The 20,179-nt window shown below is 61.4% G+C and carries 19 protein-coding genes; 15 read left to right on the forward strand and 4 right to left on the reverse strand.

The window, feature by feature from the left end; translation table 11 throughout:
• Positions 1-27: 27 nt before the first annotated feature.
• The 3 genes from B3R00_RS12320 to B3R00_RS12330 form a co-directional block, all read right to left on the reverse strand.
• Positions 28-1,662, reverse strand: coding sequence for a methyl-accepting chemotaxis protein (locus B3R00_RS12320; protein WP_286999267.1), 1,635 nt, complete (start codon positions 1,660-1,662; stop codon positions 28-30).
• A gap of 419 nt (positions 1,663-2,081) precedes the next feature.
• Complete coding sequence (gene gshA, locus B3R00_RS12325; RefSeq protein ID WP_286999268.1) at positions 2,082-3,611, reverse strand: glutamate--cysteine ligase; 1,530 nt, start codon at positions 3,609-3,611, stop codon at positions 2,082-2,084.
• A gap of 181 nt (positions 3,612-3,792) precedes the next feature.
• Positions 3,793-4,713: an SDR family NAD(P)-dependent oxidoreductase gene (locus B3R00_RS12330; RefSeq protein WP_286999269.1), complete on the reverse strand. Its 921-nt coding sequence runs from the start codon at positions 4,711-4,713 to the stop codon at positions 3,793-3,795.
• A 619-nt stretch (positions 4,714-5,332) separates the two neighbouring features.
• On the opposite strand from B3R00_RS12330, the gene B3R00_RS12335 reads away from it, so the two are divergent.
• From B3R00_RS12335 to B3R00_RS12395, 13 genes are all read left to right on the forward strand, one after another.
• Positions 5,333-5,629, forward strand: a complete 297-nt coding sequence (locus B3R00_RS12335) for a 2Fe-2S iron-sulfur cluster-binding protein (RefSeq protein WP_286999270.1) — start codon at positions 5,333-5,335, stop codon at positions 5,627-5,629.
• Between the two features lie 214 nt (positions 5,630-5,843).
• On the forward strand, positions 5,844-6,965 hold the full coding sequence (gene ribBA, locus B3R00_RS12340; protein WP_286999271.1) for a bifunctional 3,4-dihydroxy-2-butanone-4-phosphate synthase/GTP cyclohydrolase II: 1,122 nt from the start codon (positions 5,844-5,846) through the stop codon (positions 6,963-6,965).
• Between the two features lie 5 nt (positions 6,966-6,970).
• Positions 6,971-7,441, forward strand: coding sequence for a 6,7-dimethyl-8-ribityllumazine synthase (gene ribH, locus B3R00_RS12345; protein ID WP_286999272.1), 471 nt, complete (start codon positions 6,971-6,973; stop codon positions 7,439-7,441).
• The gene (gene nusB, locus B3R00_RS12350) at positions 7,438-7,977 is read left to right on the forward strand and encodes a transcription antitermination factor NusB (protein ID WP_286999273.1); all 540 of its coding nucleotides are present in this window, start codon (positions 7,438-7,440) and stop codon (positions 7,975-7,977) included. The genes ribH and nusB overlap by 4 nt, the downstream gene beginning before the upstream one ends.
• Before the next feature lie 102 nt (positions 7,978-8,079).
• Complete coding sequence (locus B3R00_RS12355) at positions 8,080-9,264, forward strand: pyridoxal phosphate-dependent aminotransferase (protein ID WP_286999274.1); 1,185 nt, start codon at positions 8,080-8,082, stop codon at positions 9,262-9,264.
• Positions 9,265-9,279: 15 nt separating this feature from the next.
• Positions 9,280-9,693 (forward strand): tol-pal system-associated acyl-CoA thioesterase, encoded by a 414-nt coding sequence (gene ybgC, locus B3R00_RS12360; protein ID WP_286999275.1) that lies wholly within the window; start codon positions 9,280-9,282, stop codon positions 9,691-9,693.
• Entirely contained in the window at positions 9,690-10,400 is a 711-nt protein-coding gene (tolQ, locus tag B3R00_RS12365) for a protein TolQ (protein WP_219162335.1), read from the forward strand. Before ybgC ends, tolQ begins: the two co-directional genes overlap by 4 nt.
• 15 nt (positions 10,401-10,415) lie before the next feature.
• The gene (locus B3R00_RS12370) at positions 10,416-10,844 is read left to right on the forward strand and encodes an ExbD/TolR family protein (RefSeq protein ID WP_219162336.1); all 429 of its coding nucleotides are present in this window, start codon (positions 10,416-10,418) and stop codon (positions 10,842-10,844) included.
• A gap of 38 nt (positions 10,845-10,882) precedes the next feature.
• Positions 10,883-12,019 (forward strand): cell envelope integrity protein TolA, encoded by a 1,137-nt coding sequence (gene tolA, locus B3R00_RS12375; protein ID WP_286999276.1) that lies wholly within the window; start codon positions 10,883-10,885, stop codon positions 12,017-12,019.
• Positions 12,020-12,204: 185 nt separating this feature from the next.
• Positions 12,205-13,581 (forward strand): tRNA 5-hydroxyuridine modification protein YegQ, encoded by a 1,377-nt coding sequence (gene yegQ, locus B3R00_RS12380; RefSeq protein ID WP_376747619.1) that lies wholly within the window; start codon positions 12,205-12,207, stop codon positions 13,579-13,581.
• Positions 13,582-13,759: 178 nt separating this feature from the next.
• Entirely contained in the window at positions 13,760-14,635 is an 876-nt protein-coding gene (locus B3R00_RS12385) for a plasmid replication/partition related protein (protein ID WP_286999277.1), read from the forward strand.
• A gap of 107 nt (positions 14,636-14,742) precedes the next feature.
• Positions 14,743-15,858, forward strand: a complete 1,116-nt coding sequence (locus tag B3R00_RS12390; RefSeq protein WP_286999278.1) for an NADH:flavin oxidoreductase/NADH oxidase — start codon at positions 14,743-14,745, stop codon at positions 15,856-15,858.
• An 86-nt stretch (positions 15,859-15,944) separates the two neighbouring features.
• The gene (locus B3R00_RS12395) at positions 15,945-17,378 is read left to right on the forward strand and encodes a PLP-dependent aminotransferase family protein (RefSeq protein ID WP_286999286.1); all 1,434 of its coding nucleotides are present in this window, start codon (positions 15,945-15,947) and stop codon (positions 17,376-17,378) included.
• Positions 17,379-17,411: 33 nt separating this feature from the next.
• Here the strand turns inward: B3R00_RS12395 and ccoG are convergent, their stop codons facing one another.
• Positions 17,412-18,866, reverse strand: coding sequence for a cytochrome c oxidase accessory protein CcoG (gene ccoG, locus B3R00_RS12400; RefSeq protein WP_286999279.1), 1,455 nt, complete (start codon positions 18,864-18,866; stop codon positions 17,412-17,414).
• A gap of 342 nt (positions 18,867-19,208) precedes the next feature.
• Between ccoG and B3R00_RS12405 the strand changes: the two genes are divergently transcribed.
• Together B3R00_RS12405 and B3R00_RS16355 are read left to right on the forward strand one after the other, a co-directional pair.
• Positions 19,209-19,841 carry a DUF5610 domain-containing protein gene (locus B3R00_RS12405; protein ID WP_286999280.1) on the forward strand — a complete coding sequence of 211 codons (633 nt, stop codon included), beginning with the start codon at positions 19,209-19,211 and terminating at the stop codon, positions 19,839-19,841.
• Between the two features lie 214 nt (positions 19,842-20,055).
• On the forward strand, positions 20,056-20,179 hold a 124-nt coding region (locus tag B3R00_RS16355; RefSeq protein ID WP_414647018.1), incomplete at its 3' end, for a VOC family protein.

A 20,179-nucleotide genomic window follows, 5' to 3' on the forward strand; every position in this document is an offset into this window, starting at 1 on the left:
GGCTCTAGCGCTTGATACACCAGCGCTCTAAGCTATCAGTTTTCTTGCGTCCTGCAATTTGAAGACGGCCACTTGCTCAGCCAGGTGACCGGCCTGCGCATGCAAGCTGGCAGCAGCTTGGCTGCTGGCTTGTACCAGCCGGGCGTTGTCCTGCGTCATGCCGTCCAGCGCCACCATGGTGGTGTGCAACTGCGCCATGCCCTGGCTTTGCTCCTGGGCTTTGAGGGTGATGCCCCCCACCAGGCTGCTGACGTGTTGCACATCGCGCACGATGCGCTGCATGCGCTGACCGGCGTCTTGCGCCAGCCCGGCCCCCGACTCCATTTGCTCCAACGAGCTGGTAATCAAGGTTTTGATCTGCCGCGCCGCATCGGCACTGCGCAGCGCCAGAGCACGCACCTCGGCGGCCACCACGGCAAAGCCCCGGCCTTGCTCGCCCGCACGCGCGGCTTCCACCGCCGCGTTGAGCGCCAAGATATTGGTCTGAAACGCAATCCCATCAATCACCCCGGTGATGGCGGCAATCTCCGCGCTTTGGGCGCGCAAGCTATCCATGCTGTGCACCATCTGCTGCACCACAGCACCGCCATCGCTGGCCGACTGCGCAGCCGAGGCGGACAACTGGTGCGCCTGCCCGGCGTTGGCCACCGAATCCGCCAGTTGCTGGCTGATTTGCTCAATCCCAGTAACCGCCAACTGCAGCTGCGCATCGGTGTGCTGGGTGCGCTGCGCCAGCTCGGAATTGCCTTGCGCCAAGTGGCTGGCCGTTTGCGTGACATGGCCCACACCGCTGCGCACCTGCGCGACCACGCTGTGCAGCTGCTGGCCCATGCTGGCAAAAGCGCGCAGCAAACTGCCCATTTCATCCTTGCGGTTTTCAGTCACCTGTTCCGTCAAATCACCGCACGCAATCGCTTGCGCCAGCACCACAGCTTGCGCCAAGGGCTGGGTGATGGAGCGCGTGATGGCCACCGAAATCCACACCCCCACCACCAGCAATACGGCATACACCGCCAGCGCCCACAACTGCGCCGACTGGCGCGCCTGCGCTGCCGCCTCTTGCGCGGCCTGGCGCGCATGCTGCAGCTGCTCCAGCCACTGCGTTTGGGTTTGCAAATATTGCTGCGCGGCGGGTTGCAACGATGCTTTGACCAGCCGCTCCGCCTCCCAGGCCATGCCCAAATCCCGGGCTTTGAAAGTTTGCGCATAGCTTTCGCGCAGCGCGGCCTCTTGCACGGCCAACTGCTCCCCCAAGCTGCCCTGCAGCGTCATGGTCTGCAGCAAGTCATGGGCTTGCGCCAGGTTGTCGCGCGCTTTGCCGGCGAAAGCGGCAATCACGCTTTCTTCGGAGGAAAGCACGCTGGCCAGTGCCGTCTCCACGCCTTGGTGGGTCAGGGCCTGCCACTGCTGGGCCCGGGCAATGCCATCATCGTGCCGTTGCAAGCTGGCTGCTGCGCCCTGCTCCACCTGCTGCAGGTAGGCAATCAAACCACCAGCCACCAGCACGCCGCACAGCAGCAGGCCGCCAAAGACGACCGCCATCTTGGTGGCCACAGGCCAATTGCGCAGCATGCCACCCTGGGTACGCAGCGCGGGTAGCGGTGATTTTTCTACCCCATCCGCCACGGATACGGGAGCTAAAGAAGAGGCAGGGAGCGACATAGCAGCAAACATCTCAACATGGAGTGCTTGCCAATTTAGTGCTACAAAATGTCAACACTGTGACAGTCGGATGACATCAAGGCCATGCATGCCCGCACGGCAGCAGTGATGTTTCACACAAAACAAGAGCAGCCAGCGTATGCAAAACTTTGGTTTGCAAGTGTTTTATATCTTAAACCTAGATTTCACCAGCGCTAGCAGCTCTTATTTTTCAACCCCCAACCACCTATGCGCAATCCGCAAAGCCTGTGCAGCGCCGCTGGCACAGCATTGCAAAGCGGAGGTGGATGTTAGAGATAACAGACAAATCTACCGCCAGCATGCCCGATGCCCACAGCAAGGCGGCGTGAAACACGCGGTGCAGCAGCGCTTACGCGCCGCCAGAGCAAGCCGGGCACAGCAAGCGCGCTGAGTGGGTGTTAACCCAGCGCCGCAGGATCCATGTACCGCTGGCGCCACGCTTCGAAAGTGCCCGTGTCCGCAGCCTCAATGGCGCGCTGGTCTTGTTCGGACTTTGCAGCCAGTTGCGCCCATTGCGCCTGTTGGGCGTCCGTCCACGGCAGACTCAGCAAATGCTCGCGCACCCACAGCGATTGGGTCAGACCAAACTGCGTAAAGCTGTTGCCGTGCAGGCGGTGCGTATGATCCAGTACACGGGCAGACGGCGTAGTCTCGGGCTGCGCCACACGCGACTGCGCCAAGGCCAGGGCCTCGCTGTACGCATTGGTGCCGTGGGTGGCATCCAGCGCCTGCGCAAAGGGCAGGCACTCGTCCAGCACCTGCTGGGCCCAGCTGCTCAGCAGCACTTTTTCGTTGCCGCGCTGCAGCATCAAGCCGGGCTCACGGCCGCGCTCTGCCACCAGGTGCTGGTTGTGCTTGAGCTGGGTGATTTCTTCGGAGCAATCGTTGGGGCTGTCGGTCAGCAGGCAGTGCAGCAAGAACACATCCAGCATCCGCATGGTGGATGCGTTGATGCCCACGGGCTCAAATGGATCCAGATCCATCAAACGCACTTCCACATATTCCACACCGCGCTCACGCAAAGCATGCAAGGGGCGCTCGCCGCTATAGGTGGTGCGCTTGGGGCGGATGGTGCCGTAGAACTCGTTTTCAATCTGCAGCAAGCTGGTGCCTAGCTGGTTGTAGTCACCGCCCGGGTTGCGAATGCCCAGTTGCTCGTACGCAGGGTAGGGTTGGGTCAATGCTTGGTAGAGCGAGTCGGCATAGCCATCCAGCCCGTTGTAGCTGACGTTGATCGATGCTTGCGCATCGCTTTGGTAGCCCAGACGCCCCATGCGCAGCGAGGTGGCATAGGGCAAATACAACGCTTTTTGCCCATCGCCCAGCGGCAGCAAACGGTGCTCACGGCCTTCCACAAAGCAGGGGCACAGGGCTGGCGATGCGCCAAACAAATACAGCAGCACAAACGCGTGGCGGCGGAAGTTGCGGATCAAGGCGAAATATTCTTCGCTGCTGACGCCCGGCATGGACCAGTTGTAGTGAATGCCCGAAATGGTCTGCATACGGCGGCCATAACGGTGACCCAGCCCCATGCGGTAGACGCTTTTGGAACGCCCCGAGTGGGAAGAGCCATAGCGCCCCAGGGGAATGGTTTCATCGGTGGGCAGGCCACAGGGCATGCTGGATGCCCACACCATCTCTTCACCCAAAGCAGCCATGCTGCGCAGCGTGTATTGGTGCACCTGCTGCAATTCATCCAGGCACTCTTGCACGCCCAGATGCGCTGAAGTGATCAGCTCCAGCTGCGATTCGCTGTAGTCGGTGGTGATGTGCGGGTGCGTGAGGGCAGAGCCCAAGCCCGCAGGGTGCGGTGTCAGTGCCAAAAAGCCCGTAGGCAGCACACGCAAGCCTTCTTTTTCAATACCGCGACGGATACCGGACAGACGCTCGGCTGCGGGAAATAGCGACGGCTTGGGCTTGGAATTCATTCTTTTCGGCTGTTGCGTTCAAAAAAACGGGGGACAACCTTAGCATGCCTCTCCCACACACAGTGATGATAGAGACATGCTTTTTGATGTGACACACCGCGCTTGCATAACCACGTGGCGGCTGTGCCGCCGCAGCACGTGATTGCACACTGACTTTGTAACGGCTAAATAGCCGTGTCTATCAGACAGTGGCTGACTGTGCGGCCATCGCCTTGCCCACCTCCAGCTGCCCCTGCGCCGCACCACTTTGTGGCACCTGCTCGCCCGTGCGGTCTGTCACCGCGCCCAGTTGCGCAGCCAGTTGCTCAGCGGCATCTTCGCCGGCCCCCACATACACGCCTTGCGTCAACGTGATGTGCGCCGCCTCAAAGCCGCCAGCACCCGCACACAAAATAGTGCGCGTGGGCGCATCGGCATGTGCCAGCACCAGCATGGCAGGCACCACCGCTTCTGGCTTGAGGGCTGCGAGCACTGCTTCCGGCATCAAACCTTCCGTCATCCGCGTGGCCGCTGTCGGCGCCAAAGCATTCACATGGATATTGTGTTTGGCACCCTCAATCGCCAGCGTCTGCATCAGCCCCACCTGCGCCATCTTGGCCGCGCCGTAGTTGCTCTGGCCAAAGTTGCCATACAGCCCCGAGGAAGAGGTCGTCATAACAATGCGCCCGTAGTTTTGGGCCTGCATATGGGGCCACACAGCTTTGCAGCAATTGGCCGCGCCCATGAGGTGCACCTCCACCACCAAGCGGAAGTCTTCCATTTGCATCTTGGCAAAACTCTTGTCGCGCAAGATGCCTGCGTTGTTGACCAAAATGTCGACGCGCCCCCAGGCGTCCACCGCCTGCTGCACCATCGCCTGCACGGCCGCGAAGTCCGTGACCGAGGCGCCATTGGCCATGGCCTGGCCACCCATCGCGCGGATTTCATCGACCACTTTTTGCGCCGCAGACACGCTGGCGCCAGAGCCATCCACCGCACCACCCAAGTCATTGACCAGCACTTTGGCACCCCGGCGCGCCAAAGCCAGTGCATGTTCGCGCCCCAGACCACCACCGGCGCCCGTCACGATGGCCACCTGCCCCTCAAACGACAATTTTTGCATCTTCATCTCCTTAGTTTGTATGCATGCTTGTATGAATGCGTGCTTGACCTGTCATGGGTGGAGCACTGTACGCACAGCCTCTGGTGTTCGCGTTCGCCGATGCGACTCTGGGGCTCAACGCGCTTATCCACGGCAACACGGCACAAGCATGTGGACAAACTTTGCAGGCCTGTAAACAACTGCGCTAAGCCCTTGTTTTACAAACCCCGATGGCATTTGCACATTTTTTCATCACAGCCACAAACCACGGCAACACTTAGCACGCATTTCTCTTGACAATCCTGTGGACAACCTAACGAAAAGCAAGCAACAACAAAACCAAGTTATTGTTTTTAAAAGAATTAATAAAATCTGACTGTTTTTTCATCAATCTGCGCAACTCGTAACAGCAGCCTCAGCCACGCCTTGAACACCTGCAGCTAACAGGCAGTTGCCCCCAAATTGACTGGACAACCATGTGGATAAGCCATCCGATAGACCCTGATGACCGCACAAGTACTTGATCTACAAGGCCCAGAAGTTCTTTGCCTATTTTTTAAGCACTCTGCACACTAGCTACTGGTCAGCGCGTATGCGGCGACAATCCCTGCCCATATCGATCGTCCGCCCTGGGAAAACCGTGAGCACACCTCTGTCACCTGAACTATTTACCGTCAAACTTGAACCGAGCGGCCAGCAATGCGATGCATGGGCAACCGACACCCTGCTCGACTCCATCGAGATGGGCGGCCTGCGATGGCCCAGCTCTTGCCGCAACGGCACATGCCGCACCTGTTTGGGGCACATCCGATCTGGCAGCGTGCACTACCAAATTGACTGGCCCGGTTTGACCGCGGAAGAAAAAGCCGAAGGCTGTGTACTGCCCTGCGTGGCCTACCCCAACGGGAATGTCAGCTTGCAAGACCCTGAAAATTGACCCAGCGCAGCAGGTCAATCTCTGCACCCTCGCAACAAAGCACTAAAATGGCAGCTTTCCACAGAAGCCAGCACCATCCGGCGCATGGCTATTAGCGACGGATGACGTCTGCACACATGTTCTTTGGACGCATGCACCACGCATGCTGGGCGGGTGCCCATACCAAGGCCGTGCTGGCGGCAACCCGACAGGCAAATCCAAGGAACGACACCCCATGAACACCCCACTCACACCCGTGCAGATTTCGCCGGTGGAAGACATCGTTGCCGAAATGCGTGCTGGCCGTATGGTCATCTTGGTCGATGAAGAAGACCGCGAAAACGAGGGTGACTTGGTACTGGCGTCCGACCACGTCACGCCTGAAGCCATCAACTTCATGGCCAAGTTTGGCCGCGGCCTGATTTGCCTGACGCTGACCCGTGAACGCTGCGAATTCCTCAAGCTGCCCCCGATGGCAGCACGCAACGGCACCGTGTACAGCACTGCATTTACTGTCTCCATCGAAGCTGCCGAAGGCGTCACCACCGGTATTTCCGCTGCTGACCGCGCACGCACGGTGCAAGCTGCGGTGGCTGCGAATGCCAAGCCCACCGACCTGGTACAACCCGGTCACATCTTCCCGCTACAAGCCGTAGATGGCGGCGTGCTGATCCGCGCCGGCCACACTGAAGCTGGATGTGATTTGGCCGGCATGGCTGGCTGCACCCCGTCTTCCGTCATCTGCGAAATCATGAAGGACGACGGCACCATGGCCCGTCTGCCTGATCTGCAGCTGTTTGCTGCAGAACACGGCCTGAAAATTGGCACTATTGCGGACCTGATTCAGTACCGCAGCCGCAATGAATCGCTGCTGCAGAAAGTGGGCAGTCGCTCACTGCAAACCCCATGGGGCGAGTTCACGGCCCACCTGTTCCAGGACAAGCCCAGCCAATCGGCGCACATGGCCCTGGTCAAAGGCTCCTGGAGCGACACAGACGAAGTGCCCGTGCGCGTACACGAACCCCTGTCTGTACTGGATGCGCTGGAAGTCAACCGCTCCATGCACTCTTGGGGACTGGACACCAGCTTGCAATACCTCAACGCCCAAGGCCAGGGCGTGGCCGTGCTGCTCAACTGCGGCGAAAGCGCAGACCAGTTATTGGCGCAGTTTGAAGGCAGTGCCCGCTCTGCACAGGCGCCTGAGCGGGGCCGCATGGATCTGCGCACCTACGGCATTGGCGCACAAATTCTGCGCGAATGCGGCGTGCACAAAATGAAACTGATGGGCCAGCCACGCCGCATGCCCAGCATGGCCGGCTACGGTCTGGAAATCACCGGCTATATCACCAAGGAATAACCAAGATGCTGAACGCTGACAAAGGCGCTGCCACCTCGCTGAACGGTCAAGGACTGCGTATTGGCATTGTCCAAGCCCGCTGGAACGAAGGCATTACCAATGCACTGGCCCAAGCTTGCCACCAAGAGCTGCTGGCCACCGGCGTGCAAGACGCAGACATCGACCATGTCATGGTGCCCGGCGCACTCGAAGTGCCTGTGGCACTACAAGCCATGGCCGAGCGTGGCGGCTACGATGCCCTGATCGCACTGGGTTGCATCATTCGTGGGGAGACATACCACTTTGAGCTCGTAGCCAACGAATCGGGCGCAGGCGTCACCCGCCTGAGTCTGGACTACCGGCTTCCGATTGCCAACGCAATCATCACCACCGAAAACCTCGAGCAAGCGATTGCCCGCCAGACCGAAAAAGGTCTGGACGCAGCGCGTGTGGCCATCGAAATGGCCACCCTGCTCCACACTCTGAAAAAATCATGAGCGACGAATACGCATCCGCACCGGCTGGCAAAAGCAGCCCTTCCCGCATCAAACGCACGGGCTTGACCAGCACCGGCGCACGCAAGGCGGCTTCCAAAGCCCCGCGCACGCGTTCGCGTGAATTTGCGCTGCAAGGCTTGTACCAGCACATCGTGGGCCGCAACGATGCCACATCCATCGATATGTTCACCCGTGACCTGGCTGGCTTTCACAAGTGCGATGCGCTGCACTATGACGCGCTGCTGCATGGTTGCATCAAGCTGGAAGAAGACTTGAACGCACTGATCACGCCCAAGCTGGACCGCAAGCTGCAAGAGCTGTCGCCCATAGAGCACGCTTGTATGTGGATTGGCGCTTATGAGCTGATGCACTGCATGGATGTGCCATGGCGCGTTGTGCTCAATGAAGTGATTGAGCTGGCCAAGGAATTTGGCGGCACGGACGGACACAAGTACGTCAACGGCATCTTGAATGCACTGGCTCCCGAGCTGCGGGCTACCGAAGTAGAAGCCGACAAGGCCGGCAAAACCGCCTAATATTGGCTCCTTGCAAAAGGCAGCGCGCCCAGCAGGCCGCTGCCTTTTTTATATGCATTTGTGTGAATTCCAACGTGACAGCGCTTTGCGCTTTGCTTGCCCATGAAGTTTTCTACGCGCGCCGAAAAGATCGATCCCTTTTACGTCATGGAAGTGGCCAAAGCCGCCCAGCAACTGGCCCAAGAAGTTGCCAGCGGCCCCGAGCCCATGATCTTCTTGAACATCGGCGAGCCTGACTACACCGCCCCCGAGCAAGTACAAGCCGCCGCGCAGCGCTGCATCACGACAGGTAGCACCCAGTACACCAATGCGCTGGGCCTTGGGCCTTTGCGCGAAGCCATCAGCCAGTGGTACCACACACGCTTTGGTGTGGATGTGCCTGCGCGGCGCATCGTGATTACGGCAGGTGCCTCGGCTGCGCTCCAGCTGGCCTGTTTGGCACTGATTGAAGCGGGCGATGAAATCCTCATGCCCGACCCCAGCTACCCCTGCAACCGCCACTTTGTGAGCGCAGCAGAAGGCGTGGCCAAACTGATTCCCACCAGTGCGGCAGAGCGCTACCAGCTCAGCGCAGACCAAGTGGCCGCGCACTGGGGAGAACAAACCCGTGGCGTGCTGCTGGCCTCGCCATCCAACCCCACCGGCACCTCCATTGATCCGGCTGAACTGCGTCGCATCCATGACGTGGTCAAGTCCAAGGGCGGCATCACCATCGTCGATGAAATCTATCTGGGCCTGTCCTACGAAGAGGCCTTTAGCCACAGCGCGCTGGCCATCAGCGACGACATCATCTCCATCAACAGCTTCAGCAAATACTTCAACATGACTGGCTGGCGCTTGGGCTGGATGGTGGTGCCCGAGGCCATGGTGCCCGTGGTGGAGCGCATGGCGCAGAACCTGTTCATCTGCGCCTCCACCATCGCGCAGCATGCGGCACTGGCGTGCTTTAGCCCCGAGAGCATTGCAATTTTTGAAGCACGCCGCGCAGAGTTCAAGGCGCGCCGCGACTATTTCCTGCCTGCACTGAAAGAGTTGGGCTTTGGCATCGATGTCATGCCCGACGGCGCTTTCTACGCCTGGGCAGATTGCACGCCGCTGTGTGCCAAGCTGGGCGTTAAAGACAGCTGGGAGTTTGCCTATGCACTGATGGAGAAGGCGCACCTGGCTATCACGCCGGGGCGCGACTTTGGCACGGCAGACACCGCCCGCTATGTGCGTTTTTCGACCGCCAACTCCATGCAGCAGTTGCAGGAGGCCGTACGCCGCATGCAAAAGCTTTTTCAGTAACGCAAGGGAACTTTGATGGCCTTCACCTTTCCCATCCGGGTGTACTGGGAAGATACCGACGCCGGCGGCATCGTCTTTTATGCCAACTACCTCAAGTTCTTTGAGCGGGCACGCACCGAATGGCTGCGCAACCTGGGCATAGAGCAGCAAAAACTGCGCGATGAAGTCGGTGGTATGTTTGTGGTCACTCAGGCCGAGATCAACTATCTCCGACCTGCGCGTCTGGATGACATGATCGACGTGAGCGCTGTGTTGCAATCGGCAGGCCGCGCGTCCTTCACCATCGCGCAGCAAGCTTTTTTGCGGCCTGTGTCATCCGATCAAGCGCCACAGCTGTTATGTGAAGGCAGCATTCGCATTGGTTGGGTCGATGCCACTACCATGCGCCCTGCCCGTATTCCGAACTCCATCGTGGAAAAACTCTCATGAACGCAAGCCAAGACATGTCCATCCTCAGCCTTATTTTGCAGGCCAGCTGGGTGGTGCAATTGGTCATGTTGATTTTGGTCGTCGCCTCCGTAGCAAGTTGGGCGACTATTTTTCGCAAGTCCCAGGCCCTCAAGCAGGTGCGCCAGTTCAACGAATCGTTTGAACAAGATTTCTGGTCGGGCCAAAGCCTCAACGACCTCTACAACAGCGCCACGCAAAACGCCAAAAACGGCGGCCCGATGGAACGCATTTTTGCCAGCGGCATGCGCGAGTACAAAAAACTGCGTGAGCGCCGCATCAACGACAGCGGCACCTTGATGGACGGCACACGCCGTGCCATGCGCGCCAGCTTTCAGCGTGAAATGGACGAAGTGGAGTCCGGCCTGTCCTTTTTGGGCACCGTTGGTTCGGTCTCGCCCTATGTGGGCCTGTTTGGCACGGTCTGGGGCGTGATGCACGCCTTCACCGGCTTTGCCAACATGGAGCAAATCACCCTGGCCACCGTGGCCCCCGGTATTGCCGAAGCCCTGGTGGCCACCGCCATGGGCCTGTTTGCCGCCATTCCCGCAGTGACCGCTTACAACCGCTATGCCAACACCATTGACCGGATTGCCAACAGCCAAGAGACCTTCATGGAAGAGTTCACCAACATCTTGCAGCGCAATGTGAGTGGCCCCTCTGCCAGCGCCACGGCTTCAGGCTATTGAAGGCAGGAGCATCACATGCCAGCAGCCAGCTCCCGAGGTCGCGGTCGCCGCACCGTCAATGAAATCAATATGGTGCCGTTCATCGACGTGATGCTGGTGCTGCTCATCATCTTCATGGTGACAGCGCCCATGCTCACGCCCGGCGCCATCAATGTGCCCAGTGCCGGCAAGTCCACCAAACCTGCCGTCAAAAACGTGGCCCATGTGCTGATGAACGCCGATGGCAGCATCCGCATCAAAACCCCCAATGGCGAGCAGGCCGTTTCGCTGCAAGAGCTCGGAGTGGTGGCGGCGACCTGGCAGTCCAACCAGCCGGAAGACAGTGCGGTCATGATCCAGGCCGACAAAGGCCTGACCTATGAAGCCGTTGTGACGGCCATGGGCGAGCTGCAAGCTGCGGGCGTCAAGCGCGTGGCGCTCGGCGTGAAATCCGCCGCCAAATAATTTTTTTACGCGCTTCGTTCACCGCCTTGTTGTCCTCCATGTCTTCTCGCCTCGATCACGACCCATTTGCCCCTCCCCGGCAGTCCAAAAAACTGCGCAACTGGGTGATGGCATTGCTGGCGCACGCCATTTTGGTGGGTGCCTTCGTATGGAAAGTGAGCCCTCCCGATGCGGTGGAGCAAGCTGCCGTCGAGGCTGAGCTGTGGGCCGAAAACTTTGAGCAAGCGGCGCCACGCGCGCCCACGCCACCGCCTGCCCCGGTGCCCGAACCCACTCCAGCGCCCAAGCCGGAACCCGAGCCGGTTCCGCTGCCCCCCCCACCCCCTGCGCCGCCCCAGCCCAGCCAGCAAGAGCTGCAGGCCCAGCGCGATGCTGAGCTGGCGCTGCAAGAGCGCAAGCAAAAGGAAGCCGAGCTGAAAAAGCAGCGTGAGCTGGAGGCCCAAAAGGCCAAGGAAAAGGCAGAGCAGGAAAAAGCCGAAAAAGCCAAACAGGAAAAAGCCAAGCTCGACAAAGAGAAGGCCGAGCAAGCGCGCAAAGACAAGATCGAGCAAGACAAGCGCGAAAAGCTGGAGCAGCAAAAGCGCGAGAAAGCCGAGCAGGAAAAGAAAGAGCGTTTAGAGAAGGAAAAACGCGACAAGGCTGAGAAAGCCCAAAAGGAAAAAGCCGAGAAAGCCGAAAAAGAAAAGGCTGAGAAGGCCAAGGCTGAAGCCGAAAAGAAGGCTGCCGACGACAAGCGCAAAAAAGAGCAAGCCGCCCAAGAGGCCAAGGCCGCCAAGGAACTGGAGCGCATGCGCCAGGAAAACCTGCGCGCCATGGCAGGCCTGGCAGGCTCGGGCGGCAGCGGCTCGGCCGAAAAGAGCAGCGGCCCCAACGGCGGCAAGGGCACTGGCGGTGGCACGGCGGGTCACTCTGCGGGCTACGGCGCGCGCGTGGCGGCCAAGGTCAAACCCAACATCGTCTATCCCGATGTGGTCAGCGGCAACCCACGCGCCGAAGTGCGTGTGCGTGCGGCGCCCGACGGCACCATCACCGGGGTGCAACTGGTCAAATCCAGCGGCAACAAGGCCTGGGACGACGCCGTGGTGCGCGCCCTGCACAAGACCGAGACCCTGCCCAAAGACACCAACGGCAAGGTGCCTTCCGAGTTCACCTTCGGCTTCCGCCCCCAGGACTAAATATTTTGTATAGCGCTTAGCGCTGGTTTTGCAAGGACTTCAGATAGATATCTACCTGAAGTCCTTATTTATTCAGCGCAAGCAGCTCTTTTATTAAAAGCACCCAGCGCTGTCCCACGTTGACTGCAGGTACATGTCCCCAGTGCCGTGACGGACTGACGCCAATCAAGGAAAATAAGCCCCCTATGAAAGCCCCTGAACTGCTGCTTCCCGCCGGCTCGCTTGAAAAAATGCGCGCCGCCTATGACTTTGGCGCCGACGCTGTCTACGCTGGCCAGCCGCGCTATTCCCTGCGCGCGCGCAACAACGACTTCCGCATGGAACAGATTGCGCAAGGCATCCAAGAAGCCCACCAGCGCGGCAAGAAGTTCTTTTTGACGTCCAACGTCATTGCGCACAACGACAAAATCCGCACCTACCTGCGCGACATCGAGCCCATCATCGCCATGAAGCCCGACGCGCTGATCATGGCCGACCCCGGCCTGATCATGATGGTCAAAGAAAAGTGGCCTGAGGCCGTGATTCACCTGTCCGTGCAGGCCAACACCACCAACTACGCCACCGTCAAGTTCTGGCAGAAGATGGGCGTGGAACGCATCATCCTGTCGCGCGAGTTGAGCCTGGACGAGATCGAAAAGATCCGCCAGGAATGCCCCGACATGGAGCTGGAAGTGTTTGTGCACGGTGCGCTGTGCATCGCCTACTCGGGCCGCTGCCTGCTGTCGGGCTACTTCAACCGCCGCGACCCCAACCAAGGCACCTGCACCAACGCCTGCCGCTGGGAATACAAGACCCACGGCGCCGATGTGGACCCCAACACGGGTGAAGCGCTGGGCCAGGCCATGGACAAGGGCTTCAACTTTGAAGACGCCAAGAACGACCTGGACAACCAGTTCAGCAGCACCTGCGGCGACCAAAAGCGCCACCCCAAGGCCGACGCCATCTACCTGCTAGAAGAAAAAGGCCGCCCCGGCGAGATGATGCCCATCATGGAAGATGAGCATGGCACCTACATCATGAACTCCAAGGACTTGCGCGCCATCGAGCACGTAGAGCGCCTGGCCAAGATTGGTGTGGATTCGCTCAAGATCGAAGGCCGCACCAAGAGCCTGTACTACGTGGCCCGCACCGCGCAAACCTACCGCCGCGCCATTGACGACGCCGTGGCCGGTCGCCCCTTCAACCCGCACCTGATCACTGAGCTGGAAGGCCTGGCCAACCGTGGCTACACCGGTGGCCTGCTGGAGCGCCGCCCCGCCAACGACTACCAGAACTACGAAACCGGCACCTCGGTGCTGCAGCGCAGCCACTTTGTGGGCACGGTGCGTGGCTACGAGAACGGCATGGCCGAGATCGAAACCATGAACCGCTTCTCGGTGGGTGACATGATCGAAATCATCCACCCCACAGGCAACCGCACCATGAAGCTGGAGCAGATGTTCAACCTGGATGGTGAGCCCGTGCAAGTGGCTGCGGGCAACCCCGTGCGCGTGCGCATTCCCGTGGAAGGCCCGGTCGAAGGCGGCTTGATCTCGCGCCTGCTGCACCCTGAGAACGCATAAAACTTCATAGCTGCTTGCGCAGACTGGATAAGCGCTAGAGGCCAAAAAGGCTTCTAAGCCTATACCCACTGCGCGCTGCAGCTTCTTCGCAAAGGCACCTTCGGGTGCCTTTTGACTTTCCTCTTTGACATTCGCAGGCGGCCCGCTACAGTGCATGGCCCGCTTGCATTGGAATCCCATGAGCCCCGAAGACATCGTTGTTCTGCCTGAACTCAAGGCCTATATCGACCCCCTCACCCCCGACGAATATGAATCGCTGGAGCGCAGCATCCTCGACGAAGGCTGCCGCGACGCGCTGGTGCTGTGGGGCAACATCCTGGTGGACGGCCACAACCGCTTTGGCATTTGCCAAAAGCACGGCCTGCCATTCAAAACCATCCAGAACGAGCGCTTTCAGAACATGGAAGACATTCACCTGTGGATGATCGACCAGCACCTGGGCCGCCGCTCCGTCTCTGACTACCAGCGCGGTGTGCTGGCCCTGCGCAAGCGCGAAATCATTGCCGAGCGCCGCGCGCAAGCCGCCGCAGCCGTGCAAGCCGCCAAGGCCGAATCCAGCAGCGAAGCGCCTTGGGAGGGCGACACCGACACCGACCCCGCCGTGGCCCAGGCCCTGGCCAGCACCCCCAAGGTGCCCGACGAAGCGCTGGACACGCGCGAAGCCCTGGCCCGCGCCGCGCGCCTGTCGGCGGGCCAGGTCAAGATGATCGAGACCATCCAGCAAAAAGCCGCCCCCGAAGTGGTGGCGGCGGTAAAGGCTGGCGAGCTGTCGCTCAACGCTGCGGCCGTCGTGGCCACCTTGCCCGTGGAGGAGCAGCAAGCCGTCGCCGCCGAAGGTGCTGACGGCCTCAAACAAGCGGCCAAGCGCGTGCGCGAGGCCAAGAAAAAACCCAAGGCCGACAAACCCGCAGCAGCCGACGAGGGCAGCCTGGACGCCGCCCCGCTCGCCTCCGCCAAAACACTGCAGGCCCGCGTGACCGAGTTGGAGGCCGAGAACGAACGCCTGCGCCTGCAGGTCAAAACCTTGCAAGAGTTGCTGGCTGAACAGGCCTGAACCCGCACGCTTGCACCCTGCCACAGCGCGTCACCGAGGGGATCGGTGGCGCGCTTTTTTTGTGTCATGCTGCGGCGCAAGATTTGTTTTGAAGGGACGCGCCCCCCATGCCTGCTTTGTTTTCCCCCATCCGATTTGGCTCGCTGGAACTGGCCAACCGCATCGTCATCCCCCCGATGTGCATGTACTCGGCCGAGGAAGGCTGTGCCACCAGCTGGCACCTGATGCACTACGGCCAACTGGCCCAGTCCGGCGCCGGCCTGCTGATCCTGGAAGCCACCGCCGTCGAGGCCCGGGGCCGCATCAGCGCCCACGACCTGGGCCTGTGGAACGATGCCCAGGTGCAGGCGCTGCGCCCGGTGCTGGCACACATCCGCCGCTACAGCCCCATGCCCGTGTGCATGCAACTGGCCCACGCCGGCCGCAAGGCCAGCAGCCGCCGGCCCTGGGAAGGTGGGGGCGCCCTGCCTGCCGACCATCCCGAGGCTTGGCAAACCCTCAGCGCCAGCGCCCAGGGCTTCATGCCCACCGACCCGCTGCCGGCCAGCGCCACGCTGCAGGACATTGCCCAGATCAAGCAGGCCTTCGTCGACGCCGCGGTGCGCGCGCACGGCCTGGGGCTGGATGCAATGGAGCTGCACGCTGCCCACGGCTACTTGCTGCACCAATTCCTGTCGCCCCTGTCCAACCTGCGCGACGACGCCTATGGCGGCAGCCTGGACAACCGCATGCGCCTGACGCTGGAGGTGTTCGACGCCATCCAGGCGGCCCTGCCAGCGGGCTTTCCCATCGGCGTACGCATCTCCGCCACCGACTGGGTGGATGGCGGCTGGGACTTGGCGCAAAGCCAAGTGCTGGCACAGGCACTGGCACAACGCGGCTGCGCGTTCTTGCATGTCTCCAGCGCTGCGCTGCACCCGGCCCAGCAGATTCCGATTGGCCCGGGCTACCAAGTCCCGCTGGCTGCTGGATTGCGCGGCAGCCTGCACGGCGCCATGCCCGTGATTGCCGTGGGCCTGATCACCGAAGCGCAGCAGGCCCAAGCCATTCTGGATGCCGGCCAGGCCGATGCCATCGGCGTGGCCCGCGCCATGCTCTACAACCCGCGCTGGCCCTGGGAGGCCGCCCGCCAGCTGGGCGCCCAGGTGGCGGCCGCCCCGCAGTACCTGCGCTGCGAGCCACATGGCGCCAAGGGCCTGTTGCAAAGCGCGGCCACGACCTAATCCGGGGCGGTGCAGTCTGGCGCGGGGCTGCCCGACTGCCCCTACACTGGGCGGCTGTGTCCACCCAACCCGCCTCCTCCCCCAGCCTGACGCGCTACGCCACCCTGGCCGCCGACATCGCCCAGTCCATCCACGCGGGCGTGCTGCAGCCAGGCGACAAGCTGCCCTCGGTGCGCAGCTGCTGCGCGGCACGTGGCGTCAGCCCATCCACAGTGTTTCAGGCCTACTACCTGCTGGAGGCGCGCGGGCTGATCCGTGCGCGCGAGCGTTCCGGCTACTACGTGGCCTCGGGCGCGCACCACCCACCGCCGGAGCCAGAGATTGCCCGGCTGCCCCCCCCTGCCTCGCTGACGGTGGATGTGAGCGAGCGCGTTTTTTCCATCCTGCAAGCCAGCTTCCAGCCGGGCACGGTGGGCCTGGGCAGCGCCTTCCCTGCGCCCCAGCACTTCCCGTGGAACAAGCTGGCGCAGTCGCTGGCCGCCTGCGCACGCCAGGCCCAGCCGCAGGCCCTGCTCGATGACCTGAGCACCGGCCACAGTGGCCTGCGCCGCCACATCGCCCGCCGCTACTTGGCAGATGGCATGCCGCTGCACATGGATGATGTGGTCATCACGAATGGCGCCCTGGAGGCGCTGAACCTATGCCTGTCGGCCGTCACCCGCCCCGGCGGCGCGGTGGTGGTGGAGTCCCCCTGTTTTTACGGCGCACTGCAGGCGTTGGAGCGCTTGGGCCTGCAGGCCATTGAAGTGCCAACGCATCCGCGCGACGGCATTGATTTGCAGGCGCTGGAAACTGCCATCACCACCCACCGCCCGCAGGCCATCTGGTTGATGAGCAATTTTCACAACCCTCTGGGCAGCCTGATGCCAGCGCCGCACAAGCAAGCCCTGTGCGATATGGCTGCGCGCCTGCAAATACCCGTGATTGAAGACGATGTCTATGGCGAGCTGTATTTTTCAGCCCGCCGCCCCCTGCCCATCAAGGCCTATGACTGCGCAGGCTGGGTGCTGCATTGCAGCTCGTTTTCCAAGTGTTTGGCCCCCGGTTGGCGCATTGGCTGGGTCACCGCAGGCCGTTTCACACAGGCGGTGGCCCGACAAAAGCTCACCACCTCCATCAGCACCAATGCCCCGGCACAAACGGCGCTGGCACATTACTTGGAGGGCGTGGGCTACGACAAGCACCTGCGCCAGTTGCGCCACATCTTGCTCACCCAGCGCGATGCAATGGCCCAGGCGATTGCCCAGTACTTTCCCCCTGGCACCCGCGCCACCCGGCCAGAGGGTGGCTATTTGATGTGGGTAGAGTTGCCCGAAGGCTGCGATGCCTTGGCACTGCACCAGCAGGCCTTGACCGCCGGGATTAGCCTGGCCCCCGGCCCGGTGTTCTCGGCTTCGCAACGGTTTGAACGCTGTATCCGGCTGAATTTTGGCTTGCAATGGGATGCGCGCACCATCCCTGCCCTGCAGCAGTTGGGCCAGTGGTGCACCGAGATGCAGCAGCACGGCAAACGTAGCTGACAGGTGCCGTGCCCTGTGTTTAGCTTTTAGCGTTTAGCGGGGTGCCAAAAAAGTGGTGTGCGCGGACACAGCAATCTTGGGATCGGCCTGTGCACGCACCTCAATCACCACAGGGTTGGAGCCTGGCTGCGCCGCACCATAAGGAGCTTGCAGGCGCACCACCACCCAGCGGTCTTCGGCTGCTGCCAGCGCCACCTCGGGCACCGAGGCCACACGCAGCCCGCCCAGGCCCGAGGCTGACAACACATAGTGCTGCAGCACCTCCGTGGCATTGCCGATTTGCACGCGGTAGATGTTCTCCACCATGCCGCCCGCCACAATGCGCGAGAGCGTGCCCCGGTCGCGCACCACGTCCACCTTCAGCGGCACGCGCACGTACAAGCTGGCCACCATGGCCACGGTGATGGCCAGCAGCCCCGCGCCATACAGCAGCACGCGCGGGCGGAATACGCGGCGCAGCATTTGCGCACGGCTCCAGCGCTGTGCCAGGGCTTGCTCGGTACTCCAACGCACCAAACCGCGCGGATAGTGCATTTTGTCCATGACACTGTTGCAGGCGTCAATGCACAGGCCGCAGCCAATGCATTCGTACTGCAAGCCATCGCGAATATCAATGCCCACCGGACAGACCTGCACGCACAGCGTGCAGTCAATGCAGTCACCCAAACCTTGGGCACGATAGTTGGCATCTTTAGCACGTGGGCCACGGCCCTCGCCGCGCGCGGCGTCGTAGCTCACGATCAGTGTGTCCTTGTCGAACATGGCGCTTTGAAAGCGTGCATACGGGCACATGTATTTGCACACCTGCTCGCGCAAAAAGCCAGCATTGCCGTAGGTGGCCAGGGCATAAAACGCAATCCAGAAAATCTGCCAGGCACCTTGCCACGCCATCACCTGCACCGCCAGGTCGCGGATGGGCACGAAGTAGCCCACGAAGGTAAAGCCCGTCCACAGCGACAGCAGCAGCCACAGCAGGTGCTTACCGCCACGCCGGGCCGCTTTCTCCAGCGTCCAGCCGCTGCCATCCAGGCGCAGGCGCGCGCTGCGGTCGCCCTCCAGCCGGCGCTCGATCCACATGAATATCTCGGTGTACACCGTCTGCGGGCAGCTGAAGCCACACCACAGCCGCCCAGCCACGGTGGTGAACAAAAACAGCGCCAGGGCGCTGACGATGAGCAGCGCCGTCAGGTAGATGAAGTCCTGCGGGTACAGCAGCCAGCCGAAGACGTAAAAACGCCGCTGCTCCAGATCAAACAGCAAGGCCTGGCGCCCATGAATTTGCAGCCAGGGCACACCGTAAAAAAACAGCTGCGTGATCCACACCAGCGCCCAGCGCCAGCGGGAAAACAGACCCTGGATGGAACGCGGCTGAATCTTCTTGCGCGCTTCATAAAAAGAAACTGCGGCAGGCTCTGCGTGGATCGGAATTGTCTTGCGCGGCGCGTGCTGGCTGCCGCCGTCATTCGTGGAAGTGTTGTGATGAGGCATAGCGTGAAAGGGCTCGCCCGCCAGTCCCTACCAGCGGTGCTCCACCGCGACTGTGCGCGCCCTGCGCCTGGAACAAAAGCATCAGATTGGGGGCAAAAACACCGGATCAGATGCACCTCAACCCAACATGACCATATCAGTTCAGTAAAAAGTGAGCTGCTAGCGCTGGTCAAATAATGCTTTCCATCTGCTTTAACCCTAAAACGCTTACCCATTCAAGGCCAACAGCTCCTTTTTTTCACGAATGCACGCCATCAGGACAGACGGCACTTCAGTACACGCTCCGAATTGCCGACATGCACGATAAGGCCTTGCAGGCCTGTATTGCATCTGGAGCGCACCATGCTGAACGCCACCCCCTTCCCCTCGCCCGTTTCCGCCGACACGGCCGTGCCCGCCAAGAGCACGCCGCTGGACGAGGCGCAGAAAACCGCCACCGCCAGCAGCCAGGGCCAGCAGCACCTGCGCAATGCGCAGATCCTGGAAGCCTCCCTGCAGGTCAGCCTGCAGACTGGCAACGACAGCCTGGCCCTGCTGTACCGCACGGCGGTGGACGCCATCAACCAGGAGCTGGCGCCCGAACTGGGCCCCGACGCCATCCAGAACGCCATGGGCCAGGACCACAGCGCGCAGGCCACGGCAGGCCGCATCGTGGGCCTGTCCACCGCCATGTTCGACGCCTATGCGGCCCGCTACCCCGACAAGGAGCTGGCCGAGGTGGCCCAGGATTTTGTGGTGCTGATCCGCGGCGGTTTCAAGCAGGGCTACCAGGAGGCGGAAGACATCTTGAACAGCCTGGGCGTGCTGGGCGAAGGCAGCCCGGTGGCGTCCGGCATTGCCCAGACCTACGAGCTGGTGCACAAGGGCTATGACGACTGGCTGCAGGCCAAGCTGGGCGCGCTGCGCGGGGATGCCGCACCCAGCGCCCCTGCCGACGACCCATCTGCCGCGCCGGGCCCGGTCACCGCCCCCTGAGCCCGGGGCGGGCACGCAGCATTGAGGTTGGTGCATAAAAGGGTAGAAACCTATACTGCACCTACGCAGTCAGCTATGGTTTTTAGACGCCAATGCTTGCGCCTGCTGGAAGAAAAGCCACCGTCCTGCATCCCTGGCGGGCCAGACTTTGACAATCGGGACACACGGTGGCCCCCGTGCCACGCCCCCGCTGCATCCCCCCAGGAGGTCTGCCATGACACGCAATCCCGTTGGATGGTTCGAAATCTATGTGCAGGACATGGACCGTGCCAAGGCGTTCTATGAAAACGTGCTGTCGCGCACGCTGGAAGCCCTGGCTGTTGATTTCCATCCAGAAG

The organism is Comamonas sp. UBA7840 (genome assembly GCF_002501455.1).
Taxonomy (GTDB): domain Bacteria; phylum Pseudomonadota; class Gammaproteobacteria; order Burkholderiales; family Burkholderiaceae_C; genus Comamonas; species Comamonas jiangduensis.